The organism is Streptomyces cylindrosporus, from assembly GCF_022698165.1.
GTDB classification, from domain to species: domain Bacteria; phylum Actinomycetota; class Actinomycetes; order Streptomycetales; family Streptomycetaceae; genus Streptomyces; species Streptomyces cylindrosporus.
Genome location: NZ_JALDAY010000003.1, coordinates 1 through 24,926, shown reverse-complemented (window position 1 = coordinate 24,926; position 24,926 = coordinate 1). Strand labels below are relative to the sequence as shown.

Annotated in this window: 22 protein-coding genes and 1 pseudogene; 16 read left to right on the top strand and 7 right to left on the bottom strand. The window is 72.9% G+C overall.

Annotation, left to right across the window (positions count from 1 at the left end; all coding sequences use genetic code 11):
* Positions 1-166: 166 nt before the first annotated feature.
* Together allB and alc are read left to right on the top strand one after the other, a co-directional pair.
* Entirely contained in the window at positions 167-1,504 is a 1,338-nt protein-coding gene (gene allB, locus MQP27_RS09430) for an allantoinase AllB (protein WP_242763739.1), read from the top strand.
* A gap of 38 nt (positions 1,505-1,542) precedes the next feature.
* Positions 1,543-2,658: an allantoicase gene (alc, locus tag MQP27_RS09425; protein WP_242763736.1), complete on the top strand. Its 1,116-nt coding sequence runs from the start codon at positions 1,543-1,545 to the stop codon at positions 2,656-2,658.
* Positions 2,659-2,712: 54 nt separating this feature from the next.
* Here the strand turns inward: alc and MQP27_RS09420 are convergent, their stop codons facing one another.
* On the bottom strand, positions 2,713-3,459 hold the full coding sequence (locus MQP27_RS09420) for a 3-oxoacyl-ACP reductase family protein (RefSeq protein WP_242763733.1): 747 nt from the start codon (positions 3,457-3,459) through the stop codon (positions 2,713-2,715).
* A gap of 100 nt (positions 3,460-3,559) precedes the next feature.
* Between MQP27_RS09420 and MQP27_RS09415 the strand changes: the two genes are divergently transcribed.
* The 3 genes from MQP27_RS09415 to MQP27_RS09405 all read left to right on the top strand — a co-directional run bounded on the left by MQP27_RS09415 (position 3,560) and on the right by MQP27_RS09405 (position 5,592).
* On the top strand, positions 3,560-4,372 hold the full coding sequence (locus tag MQP27_RS09415) for an AIM24 family protein (RefSeq protein ID WP_242763731.1): 813 nt from the start codon (positions 3,560-3,562) through the stop codon (positions 4,370-4,372).
* Between the two features lie 74 nt (positions 4,373-4,446).
* Complete coding sequence (locus MQP27_RS09410) at positions 4,447-5,073, top strand: dihydrofolate reductase family protein (protein ID WP_242763727.1); 627 nt, start codon at positions 4,447-4,449, stop codon at positions 5,071-5,073.
* Positions 5,074-5,205: 132 nt separating this feature from the next.
* Complete coding sequence (locus tag MQP27_RS09405) at positions 5,206-5,592, top strand: guanyl-specific ribonuclease (protein WP_242763725.1); 387 nt, start codon at positions 5,206-5,208, stop codon at positions 5,590-5,592.
* 68 nt (positions 5,593-5,660) lie between these two features.
* Here the strand turns inward: MQP27_RS09405 and MQP27_RS09400 are convergent, their stop codons facing one another.
* The gene (locus MQP27_RS09400; protein WP_242763723.1) at positions 5,661-5,861 is read right to left on the bottom strand and encodes a hypothetical protein; all 201 of its coding nucleotides are present in this window, start codon (positions 5,859-5,861) and stop codon (positions 5,661-5,663) included.
* A 168-nt stretch (positions 5,862-6,029) separates the two neighbouring features.
* Here MQP27_RS09400 and MQP27_RS09395 point away from each other — a divergent pair, with 168 nt between their 5' ends.
* The 3 genes from MQP27_RS09395 (at position 6,030) to MQP27_RS09385 (ending at position 9,564) form a co-directional block, all read left to right on the top strand.
* Positions 6,030-7,286, top strand: coding sequence for a sensor histidine kinase (locus MQP27_RS09395; RefSeq protein WP_242763720.1), 1,257 nt, complete (start codon positions 6,030-6,032; stop codon positions 7,284-7,286).
* A gap of 325 nt (positions 7,287-7,611) precedes the next feature.
* Positions 7,612-8,292: a response regulator transcription factor gene (locus MQP27_RS09390; protein ID WP_242763717.1), complete on the top strand. Its 681-nt coding sequence runs from the start codon at positions 7,612-7,614 to the stop codon at positions 8,290-8,292.
* Between the two features lie 72 nt (positions 8,293-8,364).
* On the top strand, positions 8,365-9,564 hold the full coding sequence (locus tag MQP27_RS09385; RefSeq protein ID WP_242763715.1) for a cytochrome P450 family protein: 1,200 nt from the start codon (positions 8,365-8,367) through the stop codon (positions 9,562-9,564).
* 96 nt (positions 9,565-9,660) lie between these two features.
* Here the strand turns inward: MQP27_RS09385 and MQP27_RS09380 are convergent, their stop codons facing one another.
* The gene (locus MQP27_RS09380; RefSeq protein ID WP_242763712.1) at positions 9,661-10,683 is read right to left on the bottom strand and encodes a Gfo/Idh/MocA family protein; all 1,023 of its coding nucleotides are present in this window, start codon (positions 10,681-10,683) and stop codon (positions 9,661-9,663) included.
* Positions 10,684-10,812: 129 nt separating this feature from the next.
* Between MQP27_RS09380 and MQP27_RS09375 the strand changes: the two genes are divergently transcribed.
* From MQP27_RS09375 to MQP27_RS09360, 4 genes are all read left to right on the top strand, one after another.
* A complete protein-coding gene (locus MQP27_RS09375; protein WP_242765047.1) occupies positions 10,813-11,550 on the top strand; it encodes a GntR family transcriptional regulator in 738 nt (245 codons plus the stop codon).
* A 126-nt stretch (positions 11,551-11,676) separates the two neighbouring features.
* Positions 11,677-12,825 (top strand): ROK family glucokinase, encoded by a 1,149-nt coding sequence (locus MQP27_RS09370; RefSeq protein WP_242763710.1) that lies wholly within the window; start codon positions 11,677-11,679, stop codon positions 12,823-12,825.
* Positions 12,822-13,403 carry a sugar kinase gene (locus MQP27_RS09365; protein WP_242763707.1) on the top strand — a complete coding sequence of 194 codons (582 nt, stop codon included), beginning with the start codon at positions 12,822-12,824 and terminating at the stop codon, positions 13,401-13,403. Before MQP27_RS09370 ends, MQP27_RS09365 begins: the two co-directional genes overlap by 4 nt.
* A 101-nt stretch (positions 13,404-13,504) precedes the next feature.
* Positions 13,505-16,333, top strand: coding sequence for an SCO1167/SCO6262 family helicase (locus tag MQP27_RS09360; RefSeq protein WP_242763704.1), 2,829 nt, complete (start codon positions 13,505-13,507; stop codon positions 16,331-16,333).
* 1,040 nt (positions 16,334-17,373) lie between these two features.
* On the opposite strand, the gene MQP27_RS09355 is transcribed toward MQP27_RS09360, so the two are convergent.
* Entirely contained in the window at positions 17,374-17,529 is a 156-nt protein-coding gene (locus tag MQP27_RS09355) for a hypothetical protein (RefSeq protein WP_242763701.1), read from the bottom strand.
* Between the two features lie 273 nt (positions 17,530-17,802).
* On the opposite strand from MQP27_RS09355, the gene MQP27_RS09350 reads away from it, so the two are divergent.
* The 4 genes from MQP27_RS09350 to MQP27_RS09335 all read left to right on the top strand — a co-directional run bounded on the left by MQP27_RS09350 (position 17,803) and on the right by MQP27_RS09335 (position 22,372).
* Positions 17,803-19,290 (top strand): SWIM zinc finger family protein, encoded by a 1,488-nt coding sequence (locus MQP27_RS09350; protein ID WP_372511151.1) that lies wholly within the window; start codon positions 17,803-17,805, stop codon positions 19,288-19,290.
* A gap of 187 nt (positions 19,291-19,477) precedes the next feature.
* On the top strand, positions 19,478-20,791 hold the full coding sequence (gene pcaDC / locus MQP27_RS09345) for a bifunctional 3-oxoadipate enol-lactonase/4-carboxymuconolactone decarboxylase PcaDC (RefSeq protein ID WP_242763695.1): 1,314 nt from the start codon (positions 19,478-19,480) through the stop codon (positions 20,789-20,791).
* Between the two features lie 97 nt (positions 20,792-20,888).
* On the top strand, positions 20,889-21,524 hold the full coding sequence (locus tag MQP27_RS09340; protein ID WP_242763691.1) for an MBL fold metallo-hydrolase: 636 nt from the start codon (positions 20,889-20,891) through the stop codon (positions 21,522-21,524).
* 68 nt (positions 21,525-21,592) lie between these two features.
* The gene (locus MQP27_RS09335) at positions 21,593-22,372 is read left to right on the top strand and encodes an exodeoxyribonuclease III (protein WP_242763689.1); all 780 of its coding nucleotides are present in this window, start codon (positions 21,593-21,595) and stop codon (positions 22,370-22,372) included.
* A 3-nt stretch (positions 22,373-22,375) separates the two neighbouring features.
* Here the strand turns inward: MQP27_RS09335 and MQP27_RS09330 are convergent, their stop codons facing one another.
* From MQP27_RS09330 to MQP27_RS09320, 3 genes and pseudogenes are all read right to left on the bottom strand, one after another.
* Complete coding sequence (locus MQP27_RS09330) at positions 22,376-24,127, bottom strand: SGNH/GDSL hydrolase family protein (RefSeq protein ID WP_242763686.1); 1,752 nt, start codon at positions 24,125-24,127, stop codon at positions 22,376-22,378.
* Positions 24,128-24,221: 94 nt separating this feature from the next.
* Complete coding sequence (gene fdxA / locus MQP27_RS09325) at positions 24,222-24,542, bottom strand: ferredoxin (protein ID WP_242763684.1); 321 nt, start codon at positions 24,540-24,542, stop codon at positions 24,222-24,224.
* Positions 24,539-24,926: pseudogene (locus MQP27_RS09320) on the bottom strand (2-oxoacid:ferredoxin oxidoreductase subunit beta); the annotation flags it as partial. The gene fdxA and the pseudogene MQP27_RS09320, both read right to left, overlap by 4 nt.

The window sequence follows — 24,926 nt, the reverse complement described above, 5'->3', positions numbered from 1 at the left end:
GCCTTGTGGAAACGTCCAGAGTGGAGGCGTGTGGAGCACTCTGGAGAAGTGTGCCCTTGACGACGCGGAAGCGGGAGTGAAGACTCCTTCAACAGAACGTTGAATTCCGTTACGTGGAAGTAAATCCCGTGTCTCGGAAGCAACGGCGGCAGAGAGAGGGGTCGGGGTGTCCGACGTAGAACTGGTGCTGCGCTCGACGCGCGTCATCACGCCCGAGGGGACGCGCGCGGCCTCGGTCGAGGTCGCCGACGGCAGGATCACGGCCGTACAGCCGTACGACGCCCCCGTCGCGGAGGGCGCCCGGCTGGAGGACCTCGGCGACGACGTCCTGCTGCCCGGCCTGGTCGACACGCATGTGCACGTGAACGACCCGGGCCGCACCGAGTGGGAGGGATTCTGGACCGCCACGCGCGCCGCGGCGGCCGGCGGCATCACCACCCTCGTCGACATGCCGCTCAACTCCCTCCCGCCGACCACCACGGTCGACAACCTCCGTACGAAGCGGGAAGTCGCCGCCGACAAGGCGCACATCGACGTCGGCTTCTGGGGCGGCGCCCTGCCCGACAACGTCAAGGACCTGCGCCCGCTGCACGAGTTCGGCGTCTTCGGCTTCAAGGCGTTCCTGTCGCCGTCCGGCGTGGACGAGTTCCCGCACCTGGACCAGGACCAGCTCGCCCGGTCCCTGGCCGAGATCGCCTCCTTCGGCGGCCTGCTGATCGTGCACGCCGAGGACCCGCACCACCTGGAGGCGGCCCCGCAGCAGGGCGGCCCCAAGTACGCCGACTTCCTCGCCTCCCGCCCGCGCGACGCCGAGGACACGGCGATCGCCCAGCTCATCGCCCAGGCGAAGCGTCTCGACGCGCGCGTGCACGTGCTGCACCTGTCGTCGTCCGACGCGCTGCCGCTGATCGCCCAGGCCAAGGCGGACGGCGTCCGGCTCACCGTCGAGACCTGCCCGCACTACCTCACCCTGACCGCCGAGGAAGTCCCGGACGGCGCGAGCGAGTTCAAGTGCTGCCCGCCCATCCGCGAGTCCGCCAACCAGGACCTGCTGTGGCAGGCGCTGGCCGACGGCACGATCGACTGCGTGGTCACCGACCACTCCCCGTCCACGGCCGACCTGAAGACCGCCGACTTCGCGACTGCCTGGGGCGGCATCTCCGGCCTCCAGCTGAGCCTGGCGGCCGTCTGGACCGAGGCCCGCCGACGGGGGCACGGCCTGGAGGACGTGGTGCGGTGGATGTCGTCGCGGACCTCCGAACTGGTCGGACTCGACCGCAAGGGCGCCATCGAGGCCGGCCGCGACGCCGACTTCGCGGTCCTTGCGCCCGACGAGACCTTCACCGTCGACCCGGCGGCCCTCCAGCACCGCAACCGCGTCACCGCGTACGCCGGCAAGACCCTGTACGGCGTCGTGCGGTCGACCTGGCTGCGCGGCGAACGGATCGTCGCGGACGGCGAGTTCACCGAGCCGAAGGGGCGACTGCTCACCCGGACCGACTGAATCCCACCCATCGACCTCGAAAGGCAGACCTGATCACCGTGACGGCGATACCCAGCTTCACCGGCGACGCGAACCCCTACGGCGGCGGCGACCCCTACGCGGACTACCGCACCGCCGACTTCCCGTTCACCCAGTACGCCGACCTGGCCGACCGCCGGCTGGGCGCCGGAGTCATCGCCGCCAACGACGAGTTCTTCGCCCAGCGCGAGAACCTGCTGGTGTCCGAGCGGGCCGAGTTCGACCCCGAGCACTTCGGGCACAAGGGCAAGATCATGGACGGCTGGGAGACCCGGCGGCGGCGCGGTGCCTCCGCCGAGCACCCCTGGCCCACGGCCGAGGACCACGACTGGGCGCTGGTACGGCTCGGCGCGCCGGGCGTCGTACGCGGGATCGTCGTCGACACGGCCCACTTCCGCGGCAACTACCCGCAGGCGGTGTCGGTCGAGGGCACGTCGGTCGCGGGCTCCCCGTCCCCCGAGGAACTCCTCGGCGACGACGTGAAGTGGACGACGCTCGTCCCGCGCACCCCGGTCGGCGGCCACGCGGCGAACGGCTTCGCCGTCTCCGTCGAACAGCGCTTCACACACCTGCGCGTCAACCAGCACCCCGACGGCGGCATCGCGCGCCTGCGGGTCTACGGCGAGGTGGTCCCCGACCCGAAGTGGCTGGAGACGCTCGGCACCTTCGACGTCGTCGCCCTGGAGAACGGCGGCCAGGTCGAGGACGCCTCCAACCTCTTCTACTCGCCGGCGACCAACACCATCCAGCCCGGCCGCTCCCGCAAGATGGACGACGGCTGGGAGACGCGCCGCCGCCGCGACCAGGGCAACGACTGGATCCGCTACCGCCTCGCCGCCCAGTCGCAGATCCGCGCGCTCGAGATCGACACGGCGTACCTCAAGGGCAACAGCGCCGGCTGGGCGTCGGTGTCGGTGAAGGACGGCGAGAGCGGCGACTGGACGGAGATCCTCCCGCGCACCCGCCTCCAGCCCGACACCAACCACCGCTTCGTCCTCCCGACCCCGGCGATCGGCACGCACGCGCGCGTGGACATCTATCCCGACGGCGGCATCTCCCGCCTGCGCCTGTACGGCTCCCTGACGGAACAGGGCGCGAGCACGCTGGCGGCACGGCACCAGGAGCTGGGCGGCTGACACGCGCGCGTGGGGCGCACCGGTCCGACACTTCCGGTGCGCCCCACGTGGTGCTCACGCCGCGTGGCCTCCGTCCACCGCGAACTCTGCCCCCGTCACGTAGTCCGCCCCCGCCAGATACGCGACGGTCGCCGCCACCTCCTCGGCCGTCCCGAAACGGCCCACCGCGGTCATCGCCGCCTGATCCGCCGCGTACGGCCCGTCCGCCGGATTCATGTCCGTGTCCGTCGGTCCGGGATGCACGATGTTCGCCGTGATCCCGCGCGCGCCCAGCTCCCTGGCGAGGGCCTTCGTCAGGCCGATCAGCGCCGACTTGCTGGTCGCGTACAGCGTCCCGCCGGGCCCCGGCACCCGCTGCGTCATACAGCTGCCGATCGTGATGATCCGTCCCCCGGACGCCATCCGGGAGGCCGCCGCCCGCGAGGTCAGGAACACCCCGCGCACATTCACGGCCAGCACCCGGTCGACATCGGCGAGGGACAGCTCGCCCACCGGCCCGAGCACCCCCACCCCCGCGTTGTTCACCAGCACGTCCAGCCCGCCCAGCGCCCGAGCCGTACGCTCCACCGCGCCCGCCGCCTCGTCCGCGACCGCGGAGTCCGCCCGCAGGGCCACCGCCCGGCGCCCCAGCGCCTCGATCCGCCGTACGACCTCCTCGGCCGCCCCCTTGCCGTTCACATAGGTGAGCGCGACGTCCGCGCCGTCCCTGGCCAGCCGCAGCGCCGTCGCCGCGCCGATGCCCCGGCTGCCGCCGGTCACCAGGGCCACCTTGCCGTTCAGAGATCCGTAAGTGGTTGTCATGGGTCCATCCCAGCGGCCGTCGCCCGAGGGCGCTGGCGGCGAACGGACACCGAGGTCGTACGGCCGGAACTCTTTGCTCCACCTCCGGCGTTCTCCTCACGTGACACTTCAGCAAGAGATCGTCGGCAACGCCATGCAGATGGCGGTCGTCAACCTGCGCCCCGGGCAGACCGTGTACTGCGAGGCGGGCAAGTTCCTCTTCAAGACCACGAACGTGACCATGGAGACCCGCCTCTCCGGCCCGTCCGGCAACAACGGCGGCCAGCAGCAGGGCGGCGGCGGCATGGGCGGCATGCTGCGCCAGGCCATGGGCACCGCCATGCAGGTCGGCCAGCGCATGCTCGCGGGCGAGTCGCTGGCGTTCCAGTACTTCACCTCCCAGGGCGGCGAGGGCACCGTCGGGTTCGCGGGCGTGCTCCCTGGCGAGATGCGCGCCCTGGAACTCGACGGCACGCGCGCGTGGTTCGCCGAGAAGGACGCCTTCGTCGCCGCCGAGTCCACCGTCGACTTCGGCATCGCCTTCCAGGGCGGCCGCACCGGCACGAGCGGCGGCGAGGGCTTCGTCCTGGAGAAGTTCACCGGGCACGGCACGGTGATCATCGCGGGCGCCGGCAACTTCATCGACCTGAACCCGGCCGACTTCGGCGGCCGCATCGAGGTCGACACCGGCTGCGTGGTCGCCTTCGAGGAGGGCATCCAGTACGGCGTCCAGCGCATCGGCGGCCTCAACCGCCAGGGCATGATGAACGCCGTGTTCGGCGGCGAGGGCCTCTCCCTGGCCACCCTGGAGGGCAACGGCCGGGTGATCCTGCAGTCCCTCACCATCGAGAGCCTGGCCAACGCCCTGAAGAAGGCCCAGGGCGGCGACAAGCAGGGCCCGACCGGAGGACTGTTCTCCACCCACGCCGGGTGAAGCGATGAGTTGCGGGGGCCCGCGCGGTCTGAGGTGATGACAACAGACCCCGCACCAGGAAGCAGGCACCCATCATGGGCAAGCTCGTCTCCACGATCTTCGTCACCCTCGACGGCGTCTACCAGGCCCCCGGCGGCCCCGAGGAGGACACCAGGGGCGGCTTCGAACACGGCGGCTGGAGTTTCGTCTACGGCGACGAGGACTTCGGCCGGTTCATCGCCGAGGTCTTCGAACACCCCGCCGCCTTCCTCCTCGGCCGCCGTACGTACGACATCTTCGCCTCGTACTGGCCGAAGATCACCGACCCGGCCAACCGGATCGCCGCCCAGCTGAACGCGCTGCCGAAGTACGTGGCCTCGTCCACCCTCACCGACCCCGAGTGGTCCGCGACCACCGTGATCAGCGGCGACCTGGCCAAGGAGGTCACCGCCCTCAAGGAGCGCACCGACGGCGAGCTCCAGGTGCACGGCAGCGGCGCCCTGGTGCAGTCCCTGCTGGCGCTCGGCCTCGTCGACACCCTCCACCTGGCGACCTTCCCGGTGGTGCTGGGCTCGGGCCGCCGCTTCTTCACGGAGGGCGCCGTACCGACCAGGTTCCACCACACCGGCGGCAGGGTCACCGCGGGCGGGGTCTCCATCCAGACGTACGACCTGGCGGGGCGGCCCGAGTACGGCTCGTACGAGCTCCCGGAGAACCCCTGACGGACCTCTCGTGGGGGCCGTGTGCGCTCGCGCGGCCCCACGTTAACTCCCGGAAAACTCATCGGACTTGCCGGGAAAATCTCCGGAGTTGTCATTGACATGCCACGGTCTACGCGCGTCATCATGTGGGGCATGAGATTCCCCCCACGCGCCACCCGCATCGGCGCCGCAGCCGCTCTTCTGTCCGCCCTGCTCGTGGGCGGCACCGTCGCAGCCACTCCGGCGTCCGCCGCTGTCGGCAGCATCTGCTACAGCGACCTGCCCTCCCAGGCGTACGACACGCTCGACCTGATCGACTCGGGCGGCCCCTTCCCGTACTCGCAGGACGGCACCGTCTTCCGCAACTCGGAAGGCGTCCTGCCCTCCCAGCCGTCCGGCTACTACCACGAGTACACGGTCAAGACGCCCGGTTCGTCCACGCGCGGTGCCCGTCGCATCGTGACCGGTGAGGAGTACCAGGAGGACTACTACACCGCGGACCACTACGTCACGTTCGACCTGATCGACTTCGGCTGCTGAGCGACTTCCCCCGCTCGGTGGCACGGCCGGCCAGGAACGGCGCGACCAGCCGGGAGTCCGGTCCGCGTTCAGCCGGACTTCCGGCTCTCCGCGGCGGCGAACAGCGCGAACGCCAGCACCAGCAGGGCGACGCTCGCGTAGATCCCGTAGCCGTCGAGGAAGCCGAGCCGCTGGACGAGGCCCACATGCCAGTGGGTGAACTCGTGCAGCAGGCCCAGCACACCCTGTACCAGGGCAAGGAGACCGAGTAGCTCCAGCAACCGCTTCATGGCACGACCCTCGCCCCGCGGACCCCCCACGCACATCGTCCGCGGGGCGAGGCGCGTCCGACGGAAGTTCCGCTTCCCGCGGGGCCCGCCGCCGAAAGTCTGAGGCGCCGCGACTTTGGTCGGGGATCCCGCGCGAGGAGAGGTGCCCGGGCCCTGTGCTGCGTAGATTTGTCGACCGTGAACGATGACGAGGCGACGCCGGCCGGGCCGGGAACCGTGGGGCGCAGGTGGCTGTTCCCGTCCGCCGTGCTCCACGAGATCGACCCCGACGCCGGCCGGTCCGGACGGCCCCGGCGCACCGCGCGGGACTGGATCGTCGACTTCACCTGCTTCGTGCTGGCCGTGGCGATCGGCCTCGCCGCCGCCGACACCCTGAACAACGACCCGCACACCCCGCACTCCCTCGCCGTCCTCGACCAACTGCTGGGCGCCCTGGCCTGCGCCGCGGTCTGGCTGCGCCGCCGCTGGCCGCTCGGGCTCGCCGTCGCCATGATCCCCGTGGGCTTCCTGTCGAACACGGCGGGCGGCGCCGCGATGATCGCCGTCTTCACCCTCGCCGTGCACCGGCCGTTCCGGTACGTCGCCTGGATCGGCGGCGCCCAGCTCGCCCTGATCCCGCTGTTCTACTGGATGCGCCCAGACCCGGACCTGCCGTACGCCGGGGCGGTCGCGTTCACCGAGCTGTTCGCCGTCACGGTCGTCGTCTTCGGCATGTTCGTCCGCTCCAAGCGGCAGCTCATGGTGAGCCTGCGGGACCGGGCCCGGCGTGCCGAGACGGAGGCGCGGCTGCGCGCCGAGCAGGCGCAACGGCTGGCCCGCGAGGCCATCGCCCGGGAGATGCACGACGTCCTCGCCCACCGGCTGACCCTGCTCAGCGTGCACGCGGGCGCCCTGGAGTTCCGGCCCGACGCGCCCCGGGAGGAGGTCGCGCGGGCGGCTGGGGTCATCCGGGAGAGCGCGCACGAGGCGCTGCAGGACCTGCGGGAGATCATCGGCGTACTGCGGGCGGGCGAGCCGGACGACGCGGGCCGGCCCCAGCCGACGCTCGCCGCCCTGGACGCGCTGGTCACCGAGTCCCGCGAGGCCGGCATGAAGGTCACCCTCGTCAACCGCGTGAGCGATCCCGCCGCCGTCCCCGCCTCCGTCGGCCGCACCGCCTACCGCATCGCCCAGGAGGCCCTCACCAACGCCCGCAAGCACGCACCCGGCGCGGAGGTCACCGTGACCGTCGAGGGCAGCCCCGGCGACGGCCTTGTCATGACCGTGCGCAACCCGGCCCCCGAGGGGGACGTGACGCCCGTCCCCGGCTCCGGGCAGGGCCTGATCGGACTGACCGAGCGGGCCACGCTGGCCGGGGGCCGGCTGGAGCACGGCGCGGAGGCGGGCGGCGGTTTCCTCGTCCGCGCCCGGCTGCCGTGGGGGTGAGCACGCGCGTGCGCGACGGACCGGCCTCGGCTCGTGCTCACTCGTCAGCGGGCGGCGAGTGCGGGAGGGCGCGCGTGCGCGACGGGACCGGCCCCGGCTCCTGTTCACGCGTCCGACGGCGGGCGAGTACGCGCGCGTGCCCGGCGGGGCGGCCTCGGCTCGGGTTCGCCCGTTCGCGGGCGGTGCACGCGCGCGTGCTCGACAGGCGGGCCTCGGCTTCCGCCCACCGGCACTCGCGCGGCGAACACGCGCGCGTGCCCGCCGGGACGCCCTGGAGTGGCCGACGGGGCATCTCCCGTTGCCGCAACCGTGATTACGTAACCCCATGACTGCGATCAGACTGCTCCTCGTCGACGACGATCCCCTGGTGCGGGCCGGCCTGTCCCTGATGATGGGCGGCGCGGACGACGTCGAGATCGTCGGCGAGGCCGCCGACGGCGCCGAGGTGGAGGCCCTCGTCGACCGCACGCGCCCGGACGTCGTCCTCATGGACATCCGGATGCCGTCGGTGGACGGGCTCACGGCCACGGAGCGGCTGCGGGCCCGCAAGGACCCGCCGCAGGTCGTCGTACTCACCACCTTCCACGCCGACGAACAGGTGCTGCGCGCCCTGCGCGCGGGCGCGGCCGGCTTCGTCCTCAAGGACACCCCGCCCGCCGAGATCGTCGACGCGGTGCGCCGGGTCGCGACCGGCGACCCCGTGCTGTCGCCCACCGTCACCCGGCAGCTGATGGAACACGCAGTCGGCAGCGCCGGCGACACCCGGCGGGCACGCGCGCGTGAACGCATCGACACCCTCAACGACCGCGAGCGCGAGGTCGCCGTCGCGGTCGGCCGCGGCCTCGCCAACGCCGAGATCGCCACCGGCCTCTTCATGAGCGTCGCCACCGTCAAGACCCACGTCTCCCGCATCCTGGCCAAGCTCGACCTCAACAACCGTGTGCAGATCGCTCTGTTGGCGTACGACGCGGGACTGCTGGAGGAACCGGAGGCGAACGGGCACTAGCGGGCCGCCCCGAGCGTTGTCCGTGCACCGGGAGGAGAACCGGACGGGGGACGGGGGAGGGGCGGCAGGAGCATGGCGGAACTGATCGACCTGGCGGAGTTCGGCGACGGCTTCCGCACGGATCCGCATCCCGTGTACGCGCGGCTGCGCGAACTCGGGCCCGTGCACCGGGTACTGGTGCCCGGATTCACCGGCGAGCGGGCCGAGGGCCGGTACGAGACCTGGCTCGTCGTCGGGTACGAGGAGGCACGCGCCGCCCTCGCCGACCCACGGCTGGCCAAAGACGGCAGCAGGATCGGCGTGAACTTCCTCGACGAGGAGCTGATCGGCGATCACCTGCTGACCACCGACCCGCCCCAGCACACCCGCCTGCGCGCCCTGGTCTCCCGCGCGTTCACCATGCGCCGGGTGGAGGAACTGCGCCCCAGGATCCAGCAGATCACCGACGAACTGCTCGACGCGATGCTGCCGCGCGGCCACGCGGACCTGGTGGAGTCCTTCGCCTACCCGCTGCCGATCACCGTGATCTGCGAGCTGCTCGGCGTGCCGGAGATCGACCGCACGGCGTTCCGGCAGATGTCCACGGAGGCCGTCGCGCCAAGGGACTCAGGGAGCGAGTACGAGGCGTTCGTGCGGCTCGCCGAGTACCTCACGGAGCTGATCGAGGACAAGCGCTGCGCCGGCCCGAGCGGCGACCTGCTGAGCGACCTGATCCGCACGACCGCGGAGGACGGCGACCGGCTCTCCCCAGGCGAACTGCGCGGCATGGCCTTCGTGCTGCTGATCGCCGGCCACGAGACGACGGTCAACCTCATCACCGGCGCCGTCCACGCCCTGCTCACCCACCCGGACCAACTCGCCGCCCTGCGCGCCGACATGAACCTCGTGGACGCCGCGGTGGAGGAGGCGCTGCGGTACGAGGGGCCGGTGGAGAACGCGACGTTCCGTTTCGCCGCGGAGACCCTGGAGATAGCCGGCACGAAGATCGTGCGCGGCGACGCGGTGATGATCGGCCTCACCGCGGCCGACCGCGACGCTCTGCGTTACCCGGCCCCGGACCGCTTCGACCTGAACCGCGACACCCGCGGCCACCTCGCCTTCGGCCACGGCATCCACTACTGCCTGGGCGCGCCCCTGGCCCGCCTGGAGGCGCGTACGGCGATACGCACCCTGCTGGAGCGGGCGCCGGGCCTGGCTCCGGACGGCCCGCCCGGCGAGTGGCTGCCGGGGATGCTGATGAGGGGGGTGCGGAGCCTGCCGGTGCGGTGGTGACACCCGCGCGTACGGTGACGGCACACGCTCACCCGGAACGCCGACTCGCCCCCGAACCGGTCTCACCGGAACGCCGACCGGACCTCCGAACCGGACTCACCGGTACGCCGACTCGACCCCGCCCGGAATCTCGATGAGCGCCACGGGTCTGCGTTCCCGTCTGGAGACCTCGCAGGCCTCGGCGATCCGCAGCGCCTGCAGGGCCTCGCGTCCGTCGCAGGGGTTGGCCCGCTGTCCGAGCACCACCTCGACAAACGCCGCCAGCTCGGCCTCGTACGCGGGCCCGAAGCGCTCCAGGAAGCCCGACCAGGGCTTGTCGGCGGCCGGCGGCCCGGTCGGCTCGGTGGACGCGATGGGCGTACGGTCGTCCAGGCCGACGACGATCTGGTCGCGCTCCCCGGCCAGCTCCATGCGGACGTCGTAGCCGGCGCCGTTCATCCGCGTCGCGGTGGCCGTCGCGAGCGTGCCGTCGTCCAGGGTCAGCAGCGCGGCGCCCGTGTCGACGTCGCCCGCCTCCCGGAACATCGGGGGACCGGCGTCCGACCCCGCCGCGAACACGTCGACGACCTCGTGTCCCGTCACCCAGCGCAGCATGTCGAAGTCGTGGATCAGCGTGTCCCGGTACAGCCCGCCGGACAGCGGGAGCCAGGCCGGCGGGGGCGGGGCCTGGTCGGAGGTCAGCGCCCGCACGGTGTGCAGCCGGCCCAGCCGCCCCGAGCGCACCGCCTCCCGGGCACCCGTGTAGCCGGTGTCGAAACGGCGCTGGAACCCCATCTGCAGAATCGTCCCGGCGGTCTCCACCTCGGCGATCGCCTGCAGTGTGCCGGGCAGGTCGAGGGCGATGGGCTTCTCGCAGAACACCGGGAGCCCCGAGCGCGCTGCCCGACCGATCAGTTCGGCGTGGGCCGCCGTCGCCGTCGTGATGACCACGGCGTCGACGCCCCACCTGAAGATCTCGTCCACCCCCGGAGCCGCGGTCTCGCCCAGCCGGTTCGCGAGCTCCTGGGCCCGCGCCGGATCCGCGTCCGTGAGGATCAAGGACCCCACCTCGCGGTTACGACTGAGCGTGTTCGCATGAATGGTGCCGATCCGCCCCGTACCGATGACCCCGATGCGCATGGAAACAAAGTGGGGGTTCGGTGTGCGCGCTGTCAATGCGTATGTCCGGACAATCGAACTACACAACTTCCCGTCAACAACTCGTGGAGCTACGCTCGGCGGGTGCCGAAACCAGAAGTGGACCCGACCGTGTCGCTGGAGCTCAGTGTGGACCGGAGCTCTCCCGTGCCGTTGTACTTCCAGCTGTCGCAGCAGCTGGAGGCGGCGATCGAGCACGGAGCGCTCACGCCCGGCAGCCTGCTGGGCAACGAGATCGAGCTCGCCGCACGGCTCGGCCTGTCCCGGCCCACCGTCCGCCAGGCCATCCAGTCGCTGGTCGACAAGGGCCTCCTGGTGCGTCGCCGCGGCGTCGGCACGCAGGTCGTGCACAGCCAGGTCAAGCGCCCGCTGGAGCTCTCCAGCCTCTACGACGACCTGGAGGCGGCCGGCCAGCGCCCCGCCACGAAGGTGCTGGTCAACACGGTCGTCCCGGCCACCGCGGAGGTCGCCGCGGCCCTGGGCGTGGCCGAGGACGGCGACGTCCACCGGGTCGAACGCCTGCGCCTGGCCCACGGCGAGCCGATGGCGTACCTCTGCAACTTCATCCCCCCGGGCCTCCTGGACCTGGACACCGCCCAGCTGGAGGCCACCGGCCTGTACCGCATGATGCGCTCGGCGGGTATCACCCTGCACAGCGCCCGCCAGACCATCGGCGCGCGCGGTGCGACGGCCGCGGAGGCCGACCGGCTGGCCGAACCGGAGGGCGCGCCGCTCCTCACGATGCAGCGGGTGACCTTCGACGACACGGGCAGAGCGGTCGAGTACGGCACGCACACGTACCGCCCGACCCGGTACTCCTTCGAGTTCCAGCTGCTCGTACGGACATGAGGATCCGAACGACGGAACCCCGATTGTCGTAATGTCGCGACAAAGTCGGTCGTGTGCCGCAAGGCATACCCTGCTTTGCTCCCCGGCTCGGCACTCACCGTGAGCGTGCGGCAGAATCGGGCCTTGATGAGCACCTACGGCAACTTCACGGCCCCCATAGGCTCCCGCCGCGCGCCCGCACTGCGAACCGTCGGCACCCGGGAGCGTCGGTCACACCTGACCGCCCCCCGTGTCCCCACGGTCGGCATCGACATCGGCGGAACCAAGGTGATGGCCGGCGTCGTCGACGCCGACGGCAACATCCTGGAGAAGCTCCGCACGGAGACGCCGGACAAGTCCAAGAGCCCCAAGGTCGTCGAGGACACCATCGTCGAGCTGGTCCTCGACCTGTCCGACCGGCACGACGTGCACGCGGTCGGCATCGGCGCGGCCGGCTGGGTCGACGCCGACCGCAACCGCGTCCTGTTCGCACCCCACCTCTCCTGGCGCAACGAGCCGCTGCGCGACCGCCTGGCCGGCCGCCTCGCCGTGCCCGTCCTGGTCGACAACGACGCCAACGCCGCCGCCTGGGCCGAGTGGCGCTTCGGCGCCGGACGCGGTGAGGACCACCTGGTCATGATCACGCTCGGCACCGGCATCGGCGGCGCGATACTGGAGGACGGCCAGGTCAAGCGTGGCAAGTACGGCGTCGCCGGCGAGTTCGGCCATATGCAGGTCGTGCCCGGCGGCCACCGCTGCCCGTGCGGCAACCGCGGCTGCTGGGAGCAGTACAGCTCCGGGAACGCGCTGGTCCGGGAGGCCAAGGAGCTGGCCGCGGCCGACTCCCCGGTGGCGTACGGGATCATCGAGCACGTCAAGGGGCAGATCGGCGACATCAGCGGTCCGATGATCACGGAGCTGGCCCGCGAGGGCGACGCGATGTGCATCGAGCTGCTCCAGGACATCGGCCAGTGGCTCGGCGTCGGCATCGCCAACCTCGCCGCCGCCCTCGACCCGTCCTGCTTCGTCATCGGCGGCGGGGTGTCCGCGGCCGACGACCTGCTGATCGCCCCCGCGCGCGACGCGTTCAAGCGCCAGCTCACCGGCCGCGGCTACCGCCCCGAGGCCCGTATCGTGCGCGCCCAGCTCGGCCCCGAGGCCGGCATGGTGGGCGCCGCCGACCTGGCCCGCCTGGTCGCCCGCCGCTTCCGCCGCGCCAACCGGCGCCGGGTGGAGCGCTACGAGCGCTACGCGCGCTACACCGAGGGCCGCCGCTCCACCCGGGACACCGCATGACGGCATCGCTGCCGCGCCAGGCGGCACCCCCGGACGAACCCCGGCAGCCGGCCGAGGACCGCCGTCACAAGATCCGCCGCCGGGCCATCACTTTGCTCATCATCGGGCTGCTCATCGGCGTCCCGGCCGGCTATCTGGTGATCTCCGCCGCCCAGAGCCGCGACAGCGGCAAGGACAAGGAGGCCAAGTACGCGGCGACCGGCCTCACCAAGGGCTGGCCGTCGAAGGTGCAGCGCCGCCTCTACCAGGTGCCGATGCCGCACCCCTCGGGCAAGGTCGCCTCTTACGAGACCAACAACTGGAAGACCAGCCGCCTCTACGTCCAGTTCCAGACGCCCCTGCGGAACCTCGACGTCTTCCTCGCCGACATGGGCGTGAGGCGCACCGATCTGAAGAAGGGCGACATCACCATCAGCGCCCGCGACCAGAAGATCACCGGCTGGAAGTTCGACGGCCCCGGCCCCTGGTACGGCCTCGTGCACAAGCAGAAGAACCCGAAGCCGACGCAGGACGTGGTCGTCAGCCTCGCCGACCCGAACAACCCGTTCTTCTACGTCGTCTCCCGCACCGTTCCGTGACAGGCGGGCCCCGGCGCGCCGTCGCCGGGGCCGATTGTCAGACCCCGCCCGTACAGTCGAAGACGTCTGATCCGACACACGGGTGGGAGGTGACAGGTCGTATGAGCACAGGCACGGCCGCGGTGGCCGAGCGGGAGCGTGGAGCGGGGGATTCCGTCCCGGTCCGGCTGGCGGCCGTCTTCCTGCCCGCGCCCTTGCCCAGGGACGGCCGCCTCGCCTTCTGGGACCCCGACGGCGGGCAGCTGCCGACCGAGGACACCGAGCTCACCGTCGTACGACCGCACGGCGCGGGAGTACGACGCAGGACCGCCCCCGCGCTCACCCTCCCGGTCGGCGAGGCCCTGCCGCTGCTCGTCCGGGCCCGGCGCGACCCGGCCGCCCACCCCGCCACCGCCTGCTGGGGAGCGGCCGCGCTGCACGCCCTGCGGCTCGTCGCCCGCGGACGCCTGCTGCCCGGCCTGACCGCCGCCGGCCACGACGCCTGGCGGGCCGGCCCGCTCGACCCGGACGACATCGCGCACATCCGGGCGGTCGCCGCCGCCCTGCCGTACGAGGGCCACGCGGTCCCGCTGCCCGGCCCGGGCCCGCTCCGGCTGCCCGAGCCGGAGGCGCTGATGCGTGCCTTCCTGGACGCGGTCGCGGACACCCTGCCCCGCACCCCGGCCGCGCCGCACGCCTCCGGGAAGCCCTTCGCCGACCGCCGACCGCAGCGGCTGCCCGGCGCCCACGACTGGGCGGCGGAGGTCGCCGCGGGCATGGACGCGGGCGTGCGCATCTCGCTGCGCCTCGACCTGTCGGCCTACGAGCTGTTCGACGGCGAGGAGGGCATGCGCATGGCGGGCGCCGCCATCGTCCAGGTGCACAGCCTCGCCGACCCCACGCTCGTGGCCGACGCGGCGGCCCTGTGGGCGGGCCAGGCCGACGCGGTGTTCGGGCCACGCGCACGGGTGGACGCGGCCCTCGCCGTGCGGCGCGCGGCCCGGATCTGGGCACCGCTCGACCGGCTCGCCGAGCAGGACGTGCCCGACGTGCTGGCACTGTCCGACGAGGAGCTGGGCGAACTGCTCGGCGTGGCCGCCACCCGGCTCGCGGCGGCCGGGGTCGCCGTGCACTGGCCACGGGACCTGGCCCAGGACCTCTCCGCGGCGGCGATCGTACGGCCCGCGCCCGGCTCGGCGACCGACGGCACCGGCTTCTTCGAGAGCGAGGAACTGCTCCAGTTCCGCTGGCAGTTGGCGCTCGGCGGGGACCCGCTCAGCGAGGCCGAGATGGACGCGCTGGCCGAGGCCCACCGGCCGGTCGTCAGGCTGCGGGACAGCTGGGTCCTGGTCGACCCCGCCCTCGTCCGCAAGGCCCGCAAGCGCGAACTGGGCCTGCTCGACCCGGTCGACGCGCTCTCCGTCGCCCTCACCGGCAGCGCGGAGGTGGACGGCGAGACGGTCGAGGCGGTGCCGGTCGGCGCCCTGGCCGCCCTGCGCGACCGCCTCACGACAGGAGTGCAGCCGGCCGCCCCGCCCCCGGGCCTGCACGCCACCCTCCGCGACTACCAACTCCGCGGCCTGGCCTGGCTGGACCTCATGACCACCCTCGGCCTCGGCGGCTGCCTGGCCGACGACATGGGCCTCGGCAAGACGATCACGGTCATCGCCCTCCACCTCAAGCGTGCCCGCGGCGAGCCGACGCTGGTGGTCTGCCCGGCCTCCCTGCTGGGCAACTGGCAGCGGGAGATCACCCGTTTCGCCCCCGGCGTCCCCGTCCGCCGCTTCCACGGCCCGGACCGCACCCTCGACGGCCTCGACGCGGGCTTCGTCCTGACGACGTACGGAACGATGCGCACGGCCGCACCGCAACTGGCCGAGCAGCGCTGGGGCATGGTCGTCGCGGACGAGGCACAGCACGTCAAGAACCCGTACTCCGCGACGGCGAAGGCCCTGCGCACGATCCCGTCCCCCGCGCGCGTGGCCCTCACCGGCACCCCGGTCGAGAACAACCTCTCCGAACTGTGGGCCCTGCTCGACTGGACCACCCCGGGACTCCTCGGCCCCCTGAAGTCCTTCCGCGCGCGGCACGCGCGCGCGGTGGAGAACGGCGAGGACGAGGAGGCGGTACAGCGACTGGCCCGCCTGGTACGGCCCTTCCTCCTGCGCCGCAAGAAGTCCGACCCGGGGATCGTCCCCGAACTGCCGCCCAAGACCGAGACGGACCATCCCGTGCCGCTCACCCGGGAACAGGCGGCGCTGTACGAGGCGGTGGTGCGGGAGTCGATGCTCGCCATCGAGACTGCGCAGGGGATCGCACGCCGGGGGCTGGTGCTGAAGCTGCTGGGCGCGCTGAAGCAGATCTGCGACCACCCCGCGCTGTACCTCAAGGAGGAGCCCGCGGCCGACGCCCGCGCCCTCGCCCGCTCGGGCAAACTCGCCCTCCTGGACGAGCTGTTGGACACCCTGCTGGCGGAGGACGGCTCTGCGCTCGTCTTCACGCAGTACGTCGGAATGGCCCGTCTGATCACCGCGTATCTGACCTCCCGAGCGGTCCCGGTCGACCTCCTCCACGGCGGCACACCGGTCCCCGAGCGGGAGCGCATGGTGGACCGCTTCCAGAGCGGCGCGACGCCGGTCCTGGTGCTGTCCCTCAAGGCCGCCGGCACCGGCCTGAACCTCACCCGCGCGGGTCACGTCATCCACTTCGACCGCTGGTGGAACCCGGCGGTGGAGGAACAGGCCACCGACCGCGCCTACCGCATCGGGCAGACCCAGCCCGTCCAGGTCCACCGCCTCATCACCGAGGGCACGGTCGAGGACCGCATCGCCGAAATGCTGGAATCCAAGCGGGCGTTGGCCGACGCGATCCTGGGCAGCGGCGAGTCGGCCCTGACGGAACTGACCGACCGCGAGCTGTCCGACCTGGTGTCCCTGAGGAGGCCGACATGACAGGCGGCCCGGCGGACGAGGCCCGGCGGGCTTTGCGGGAGGCACGGCAGCGGCGGGAGCCGGTACCGGGCGGAGACGCGGAGTCTGCGCCGACGGAGGGGGCTCCGGCGAGGGAGGGGTCTGCTGCGGGAGGGCAGGGGGCGGCTCTGGCTTCGGCAGGGCGGGGGGCGGCTCAGGCGGGGCAGCGGTCGGCTCAAGCAGGGCGGGGGGTGGCTCAGGCGAGGCAGGGGTCGGCTCAGGCGGGGCAGGGGGCGGCTCAGGAAAGGCAGGGGACCGCTAAGACTGGTCAGGGGTCGGCTCAAGCAACGCAGGGTTCCGTTCAGACTGGGCAGGGGTCGCCTTTGGAGGAGGGCGCGGCGTCGGAGCGGGGCGCTGTGCAACCTGGGCGTCGCGGGGCGCGGCCGGCCGACGCCGCTCGGGCCGCGCTGAGGCAGGCGCTGTCCGCCAGGCGCGCCGCGGCTGACGGGGAGCGCGGCGAACGGGGCGTGGAGGAGGGGGAGTCCGGAGGGGGTCGTACGGATGAGGTGCCTTCTGCCGCGGGCGACGCGCACGGGCCTGCCGATGAGCAGAGGGTCGACGGCGAGGTCTCCGGCGGGTCGGTGGTCGGCTCGGGGCGGAGCACGGGGGCGGTCGATGAGTCGGGTGGGGACAGCGTGACCTTTGGCGGGTCCGAGGCCGACTCGGGGCGGCGCGTGGGGTTGGCTGATGAGCTGGGTGAGGACGTTGCCACGTCCGGTGGGTCCGCGGTCGACTCAGGGCGGCGCGTGGGGACGGTCGATGAGCCTGGCGGGGACGTTGTGGCCTCCGGTGGGGTCACGGCCGACTCCGGGCGGCGCGTGGGGCTGGTTGATGAGCTGGGTGGGGACGTTGCGACGTCCGGTGGGTCCGCGGTCGGCTCAGGGCGGGGCGTGGGGGCAGTCGACGGGCTGGGTGGGGAGGTTGTGACTTCGGGTGGGTCCGCGGTCGGCTTGGGGCGGGGCGTGGGGGCGGTCGATGAGCCGGGCGGGGACGTTGTGGCCTCGGGTGGGGTCACGGCGAACTCAGGGCGGCTCGCGGGGTCGGTTGATGAGCTGGGTGGGGATGTTGTGACTCCGGGTGGGTCCGCGGTCGGGTCGGGTCGGGGCGCTGGGGCCGTCGATGAGCTGGGTGGTGGCGTCGCGGTGTCGGGTGGGGCCGGTGGTGACTCTGGTGGGCATGAATCGAGGCGGACATCTGGCGTCGGGTCGGGGCGGTCCGGTCCTGATGCGGTGGGGCCGCGGCCGGGGGACGCGGCGCGGGAGGCGTTGCGTGCTGCGCGTGGGGAGGCGCGGCGGGCTCGGGCCGACGAGGCGGTGGTGAGGGGTGCCGGGCGCGGGAGTGGGGCGGGCCGGGGTGTGGCCGCTCGGCGGACGTCGGTGGGCGGTGCACGGGGGCGTGGTACCGGTGGACGAGCCCTTGAGCTGCGCGAGTTGCTGGCGAACGCGTTTCGGATGCCGACCGGGGCGGAGGAGCCGGGGGAGGGGGCCGGCGACAGCAACGCCGATTCGGAGCAGGGCGCGGCCTCGCATCGAACCGCACCGATCGCCAGTGACGAGGTCGAAACCCTCGTACCCTCCGCGGAACACCCGCACGCGACGACACCCGGCGCCACCCCGCCCCCGCCCCTCCCGCGGGTCCCGCACTCCATGGCCGCCCCCTCGCGCGACGGCGAACTGCGCCGTACCTTCCCGGCGTTCCCGTCCCCCGCGCCCCGCGCTTCTTCCAGCGACGCCGGTCCCGACACCTCCCCCCGGTTCGCCGAAACCTGGTGGGGCAACGCCTGGATCGCCGCGCTCGAACAAGGCGCCCTGGACCCCAAGCGGCTGGCCCGTGGGCGGAGTTATGCCGAGCAGGGGCACGTGGACGCCATCACCGTCACCCCAGGCGTCGTGCTCGCCTATGTGCAGGGCAGCCGGCCCCGCCCCTACCGCGTCCAGGTCCGGCTGCGGACGCTGGACGACGCCGAGTGGGCGCGGTTTCTGGACGTCGCCGTGGAGCGCCCCGGACACATCGCCGCCCTGCTGGACCGGGAGTTGCCGCACTCGCTCGCGGACTGCGGGGTGCCGCTGCTGCCGGGGCCGCGCGATCTCGACCCGCACTGCAGCTGCCCCGACCGCGGTCACCCCTGCAAGCACGCCGCCGCCCTCTGCTACCAGACGGCCAGGCTCCTCGACGCCGACCCCTTCGTACTGCTCCTGCTCCGCGGCCGAGGTGAACGCGAGCTGCTCGACGCCCTCTCCCGGCTCAACGCCGCCCGCGCGGCCCGCGCCGCACAGGAGCGGGAACCCGCCCCGCTGCCCGGCGTACGCGCCACCGAAGCGCTCGCGGCCCGCCGACTCCCACCGCTGCCGCCACCGTTGCCCGCGCCCGCGCACCCCGAGCAGCCCCCGGCCTACCCGGCCGCACCGGGCGGCCCCGACCCCTTCGCGCTCGACCAGCTCGCCACCGACGCCGCCGCCCGCGCGCACGCCCTGCTCACCACCGGCCGTGACCCGGTCGGCGAGCTGACGCTGTGGCAGGACGCGGTCCGGCTCGCCGCCGCCCGCCCCGGCTCCGGCCTCACCGCCGGCACCCGCGCGCTCTACGCCTCGCTCGCCTCCGCCGCCCAGCGCACCCCGTCCGAGCTGGCGCGCGCGGTCGCCGCGTGGCGGCAGGGCGGGCTGGAAGGGCTCGCGGTGCTGGAGGAGCCCTGGGATCCACCGGCCGGACGCTTCGACCGGGCCCGACCCCTGCTCCTGGCCGCCGACCTGCCGGCGTTCCGGCCCTGGCGCAACCACCTCAGCCACCCCCGCGGACACGTCCAACTCCGCTTCGGCCGCGACGGCCTGTGGTACGCCTACGAGTCGGAACCGGGCGACGAGGACTGGTGGCCCCGCGGCACCCCCGACCTGGACCCGGTGGGCGCCCTCACCGGCCTGGGCACACCGAACGACCTCTGAGCCCGCCCGCGATGCCCCGCGAGGCCGCGTGTGCTGCCGACCCGCCTCCTCCAGGCCACCGCTTCGACCCGTTCCTCCGACATCCCGTGAAGGCGGTGTGAGGGTTCGCGGGTGATCCACGGGAGTCAGGTGTGAGGACTGGGGGCCACTGGGCGTAAGGGACAGAAACGGCGGTTAGCGTGGAGCGGTGAGTGAGACGACGACCCCCGCCCTCCAGTACCGCTTCGACGGCCCGGAAGACGCCCCGGTCCTCATCCTCGGTCCCTCTCTCGGCACCACCTGGCACATGTGGGACCGGCAGGTGCCCGAGCTGATCAAGCAGTGGCGCGTGTTCCGGTTCGACCTGCCGGGACACGGCGGAGCCCCCGCCTACCCCGCGGCCTCCGTCGGCGACCTCGTCGCCCGGCTCCTGGTCACCCTCGACTCGCTCGGCGTGCAGCGCTTCGGCTACGCGGGCTGTGCGCTCGGCGGCGCGATCGGCGTCGAGCTCGCGCTGCGCCACCCGGAGCGGCTCGCCTCGCTCGCGGTGATCTCCGCCTCGCCCCGGTTCGGAACGGCGGACGAGTTCCGGCAGCGCGGAGTGATAGTGCGCACCAACGGGCTCGACCCGATCGCCCGTACGTCCCCGGACCGCTGGTTCACCACCGGTTTCGCCGCCGCGCAGCCCGCGATCACCGACTGGGCCGTGCAGATGGTGCGCACCACCGACCCCGGCTGCTACATCGCCGCGTGCGAGGCGCTGGCCACCTTCGACGTGCGGGCCGAGCTCGGCAGCGTGGGTGTGCCGACGCTCGTCCTGGTCGGCTCGGACGACAAGGTCACCGGGCCCGCCGAGGCCCGCACCCTGGTCGCCGGGATCCCCGACGCCCGGCTCGCCGTCGTCCCCGGCGCCTCCCACCTGGTGCCGGTCGAGCAGCCCGCCGCCGTCACCGACCTGCTGGTACGGCACTTCTCCACGGCCTGGCAGCCCGGCTACGTCGAGTCCTCCACCGGCCAGATCGCCATCCCCGCGGCGCCGGTCAAGCCGGTGCTCGCCGCCGCGCCCCAGCAGCCTCCGCAGTCCGTGCCGATCGCCGAGATCGCTCCCGCGGCCGTGGTGCCCCCGCGGACGAACGGGCGGCCCGATCCGTACGACGCCGGCATCAAGGTCCGCCGCGAGGTGCTCGGCGACGCCCACGTCGACCGGGCGCTGGCGCAGGCCGACGAGTTCTCCGGGGACTTCCAGGAGTTCATCACCCGCTACGCCTGGGGCGAGATCTGGGACCGGCCCGGTCTCGACCGCCGCTCGCGCAGCTGCGTCACGCTCACCGCCCTGGTCGCCGGCGGCCACCTGGAGGAGCTCGCCTTCCACGTGCGCGCCGCCCTGCGCAACGGCCTCACCCCGGCCGAGATCAAGGAGGTGCTGCTCCAGGCGGCCGTCTACTGCGGCGTACCGGCGGCGAACAGCGCGTTCAAGGTGGCCCAGCAGGTCATAAAGGAGGAAACCACTCCCGAGGAGTGACCCGCGCACCCGCGGCGAGGAGTGATCTTCAGGCTGGTGGCGAGAGCACCGGGCTGGTGTCGTCCCGGAGCGTGCGGGACGCGGCAGGATGAGAGTCATGAAGCTCACGAAGAAGTCCCACTCGTGCGTACGACTCGAGAAGGACGGGCGGACGCTCGTCCTGGACCCGGGCGGGTTCAGCGAGGAGGACGCCGCGATCGGCGCGGACGCGATCCTCGTCACGCACGAGCACCCCGACCACTTCAACGAGGAGCGGCTGCGGGCGGCGATGGAGGCCGACCCGGCCACCGAGATCTGGACCCTCGCCTCCGTGGCGGAGCAGATCTCCGCCGCCTTCCCGGGCCGTGTGCATACCGTCGGCCACGGCGACACCTTCACCGCGGCCGGCTTCGACGTCCAGGTCCACGGCGAACTGCACGCCGTCATCCACCCGGACATCCCGCGCATCACCAACGTCGGCTACCTCGTCGACGGCGGCAAGCTCTTCCACCCCGGCGACGCCCTCACCGTCCCCGACCACCCCGTCGAGACGCTGATGCTCCCCGTCATGGCCCCCTGGAGCAAGATCTCCGAGGTCATCGACTACGTCCGCGAGGTCAAGCCGCAACGCGCGTACGACATCCACGACGCCCTGCTCACCGATCTCGCCCGCCCCATCTACGACCGCCAGATCGGCGCGCTGGGCGGCGCCGAGCACCTGCGGCTCACGCCGGGCGACTCCGCCGAGGTCTGAGCGCCTGCCCCAGCTGTCGGCCGGGCGGGGCGAGGGCGTTGTCAGTCCTGCCCGGTAGGTTGTGAGGCATGCGCATCGCGACCTGGAACGTGAACTCGATCACCGCCCGCCTGCCCAGGCTCCTGGCCTGGCTGGAGAGCAGCGGCACCGACGTGCTGTGCCTGCAGGAGGCCAAGCTCGCCGAGGAGCAGTTCCCGTACGACGAGCTGCGCGCGGCGGGCTACGAGGCGGCGGTGAACGCGACCGGGCGGTGGAACGGCGTGGCGGTCGTCTCCCGGCTCGGCCTGGAGGACGTCGTCAAGGGCCTGCCCGGCGACCCCGGCTACGACGGCGCGGAGGAGCCCCGGGCCATCTCGGCGACCTGCGGCCCGGTCCGCGTCTGGTCGGTGTACGTGCCGAATGGCCGTGAGGTGGACCACCCCCACTACGCCTACAAGCTCCAGTGGTTCGAGGCCCTCAAGGCAGCCGTCGCCGGTGACGCGCAGGGCAGCCGCCCCTTCGCGGTCCTCGGTGACTACAACGTGGCGCCGACGGACGAGGACGTCTTCGACGTGGCCGCCTTCGAGGGCCTCACCCATGTCACCCCGGCCGAGCGCGCCGCCCTGGCCGCGCTGCGCGAGGCCGGCCTGTCCGACGTGGTCCCGCGCCCCCTCAAGTACGACCGCCCGTACACGTACTGGGACTACCGCCAGCTCGCCTTCCCCAAGAACCGCGGTATGCGCATCGACCTGGTGTACGCCAACGAGCCGTTCACCAAGGCCGTCACGGACGCGTACGTGGACCGGGAGGAGCGCAAGGGCAAGGGTGCCTCGGACCACGCGCCGGTGGTGGTGGACCTGGACGTCTGACGCCTACAGCAGCTTCAGGTCGACGGACCGGGCGAGCGCGGCCAGCCCGGCGTCCCCCGGATGGAGATGGTCCCCGCTGTCGTAGGCGGGCAGCATGCGCGTCGGCAGGGCGGGGTCGCGGATCACGGCGTCGAAGTCCAGGACGCCGTCGAACCGGCCCGTGCTCCGCAGCCAGTCGTTGACGGCGGTCCGTTCGGCGTCCACGTCGGCCGTGCAGCCCGTCCGGCCCCCGCAGGGCAGGATCGTCGCCGCCAGTACGCGCAGCCCCCGTGCGTGCGCCCGGTCCGCGAGTTCCCGCAGTCCGGCGGTCACTTGTGCGCCGGTGGCCTTCGCCAGCAGATCGTTGATCCCCTCGAAGACGATCACGCTGCGGACCGAAGTCTGGGCGAGGACGTCCCGGTCGAACCGGTGCAGGGCGCTCACACCGGCCGAGTCCGTCGAGACCCCGTTGCCGGGGTAGCGGTCGGAGACGACACGGTTGCCGGAGATCCCCTGGTTCAGCACCCCGTAGCGCGGGACCAGGTCCTGCTCCGACAGCCGTGCGGCCAGCACATCGGGCCAGCGCCGGTTGGCGTCCGTCGTCGACCGGTCGCCGTCGGTGATCGAGTCCCCGAGCGCCACCACGGATCCCGGCCCGCCGGTCACGTCCACGCCTGTCAGCAGCGGCCAGTTCGTCAGGACCGTCGGATACGCCGTTGCGGAGTCGTCCGCCGAGTGGTCGCCGGGTTCGCTCAGATACGACCGCTGCACGGCCAGCCGGTGCACGGGCGCCGCCGTCACGAGCTCCGGCAGATGGAAGCTGACCAGCAGGTTGGCGCCCGCGGGCACCACGAAGTCCAGCGGATCGCTGAACGCCTGCGCCCCCGCCGGGATCTCGGCACCGCCCGCGCCCCCGAAGGACACCGGCACCGGCGCCTCCACCGGTGTCGCCCCCGCCCGCTGCACCGCCACCGTCGCGCTTCCGATCCGCACCGGCGCCGCGGCGAAGGTGTTGTCGAACCGCAGCCGCACCCGCGGCCCGCCCACCGAGGTGTGCACCACGAGCCGCAGCGTCCGGTCGCTCCACGGTCCGACGGCCGGAAAACCGGACGTCGAAACGCCCCAGCTTCCGCTCCACCCCCGGACCGAGCCCCGTACCGCCAGCGCGAACACATGCAGCCCGGCCGCCCGCGGCAGCCGCACCGAGGCGACCTCGCGCTCCGCCACCAGCGGCACCGTCACGACGTACAGCCGCGTCCGCTCGGCGAGTTGGCCGGTCGGCTCGTTGACATGCGGCAGCGCGACCGCCTTCGTGGCGAGCGGGCCGGTACGCCAGTCGGGCGCGGTGATCCGGTACGTCGAGCGACTCCCGTTCCTGTACGACACCGAGCCCGTGCCGGTGACGTCGGTGCCGCTCGTGCCGGCCACCAGGAAGGCGAGGGCGTCACCGCGGCCGCCGACGCGCACGGTCTGTCCGTCGGCCCGGACGTTGTCCGGCTCGCCCGGCTGCCGGCGCGGCCAGGTCAGCCGGGCCCCCTGGACGGTGAGTTCCCGTCCCGGTGTCCAGCCGGCGGCCGCCAGGTCCTGCGCCGACAGCGAGGCTCCGGAGCCGTCGAAGTCCGCGTCGGCCGGGCGGGCGTCGTCGCTGACGGCCGTGTTGTCGAATAGCCGCTCCAGCGGGAGCGGCTCCTTCGTCTGCGCCGCGTGCGCGGGCACGGTCACCGCCGGCGCGGCGAGCAGCGCGGCCACGACAGCGGGCACCCCTCGTACACGCACGTCCCGTCTCCCTTCCCACCGCGGAAACTGACGTGCCGACAGTAAGCACAGGTCACGGCGGAGCGCAGGAGACACTCAGGCCGATCGGGGCCGCTCAGCCGGTGGACACGGGCTGCCCGGCGACCACGGGGTGGTCCTCGTCCACCGGACCGTGGCCGCTCGCCCCGCCCGGCGAGCCCAGCTCGGCGAAGAACTCGGTCTCTGCCACCCGGAAGGCCGACCACTCCCCGGGGACGTCGTCCTCGAAGTAGATCGCCTCGACCGGGCAGACCGGCTCGCAGGCGCCGCAGTCGACGCACTCCTCCGGGTTGATGTACATCTTGCGCGGACCCTCGTAGATGCAGTCCACGGGGCACTCGTCGACACAGGCCTTGTCCTTGATGTCGACGCAGGGCTGGGCGATGACGTACGTCATGAGGAACTCCCCACGGTCCAGGTGTCGTTGCCGGCGAGGAGGGCGGCCAGATCGCCCTTCCCGTTCTGTTCGATCGCGGTGTCGAGCTGGTCGGCCAGCTGCCTGTCGTAGACCGGCCGGTCGACGGCGCGGAAGACGCCGATCGGGGTGTGGTGCAGGGTGTGCGGGTCGGCGAGGCGGGAGAGGGCGAAGGCGGTGGTGGGGGAGGGGGAGTGGGCGTCGTGGACCACGATGTCCGCCTCGTTGTCGTCCGTCACGTCGACCACCTTCAGATCGCCGGTGGCCCGGTCGCGGACCACGCCGCGGGTGCCGCCGAAACGGATGGGCCGCCCGTGCTCCAGCCGGATGACCTGGTTCTGCTGCTTGTCCTTGAGGGCGTCGTAG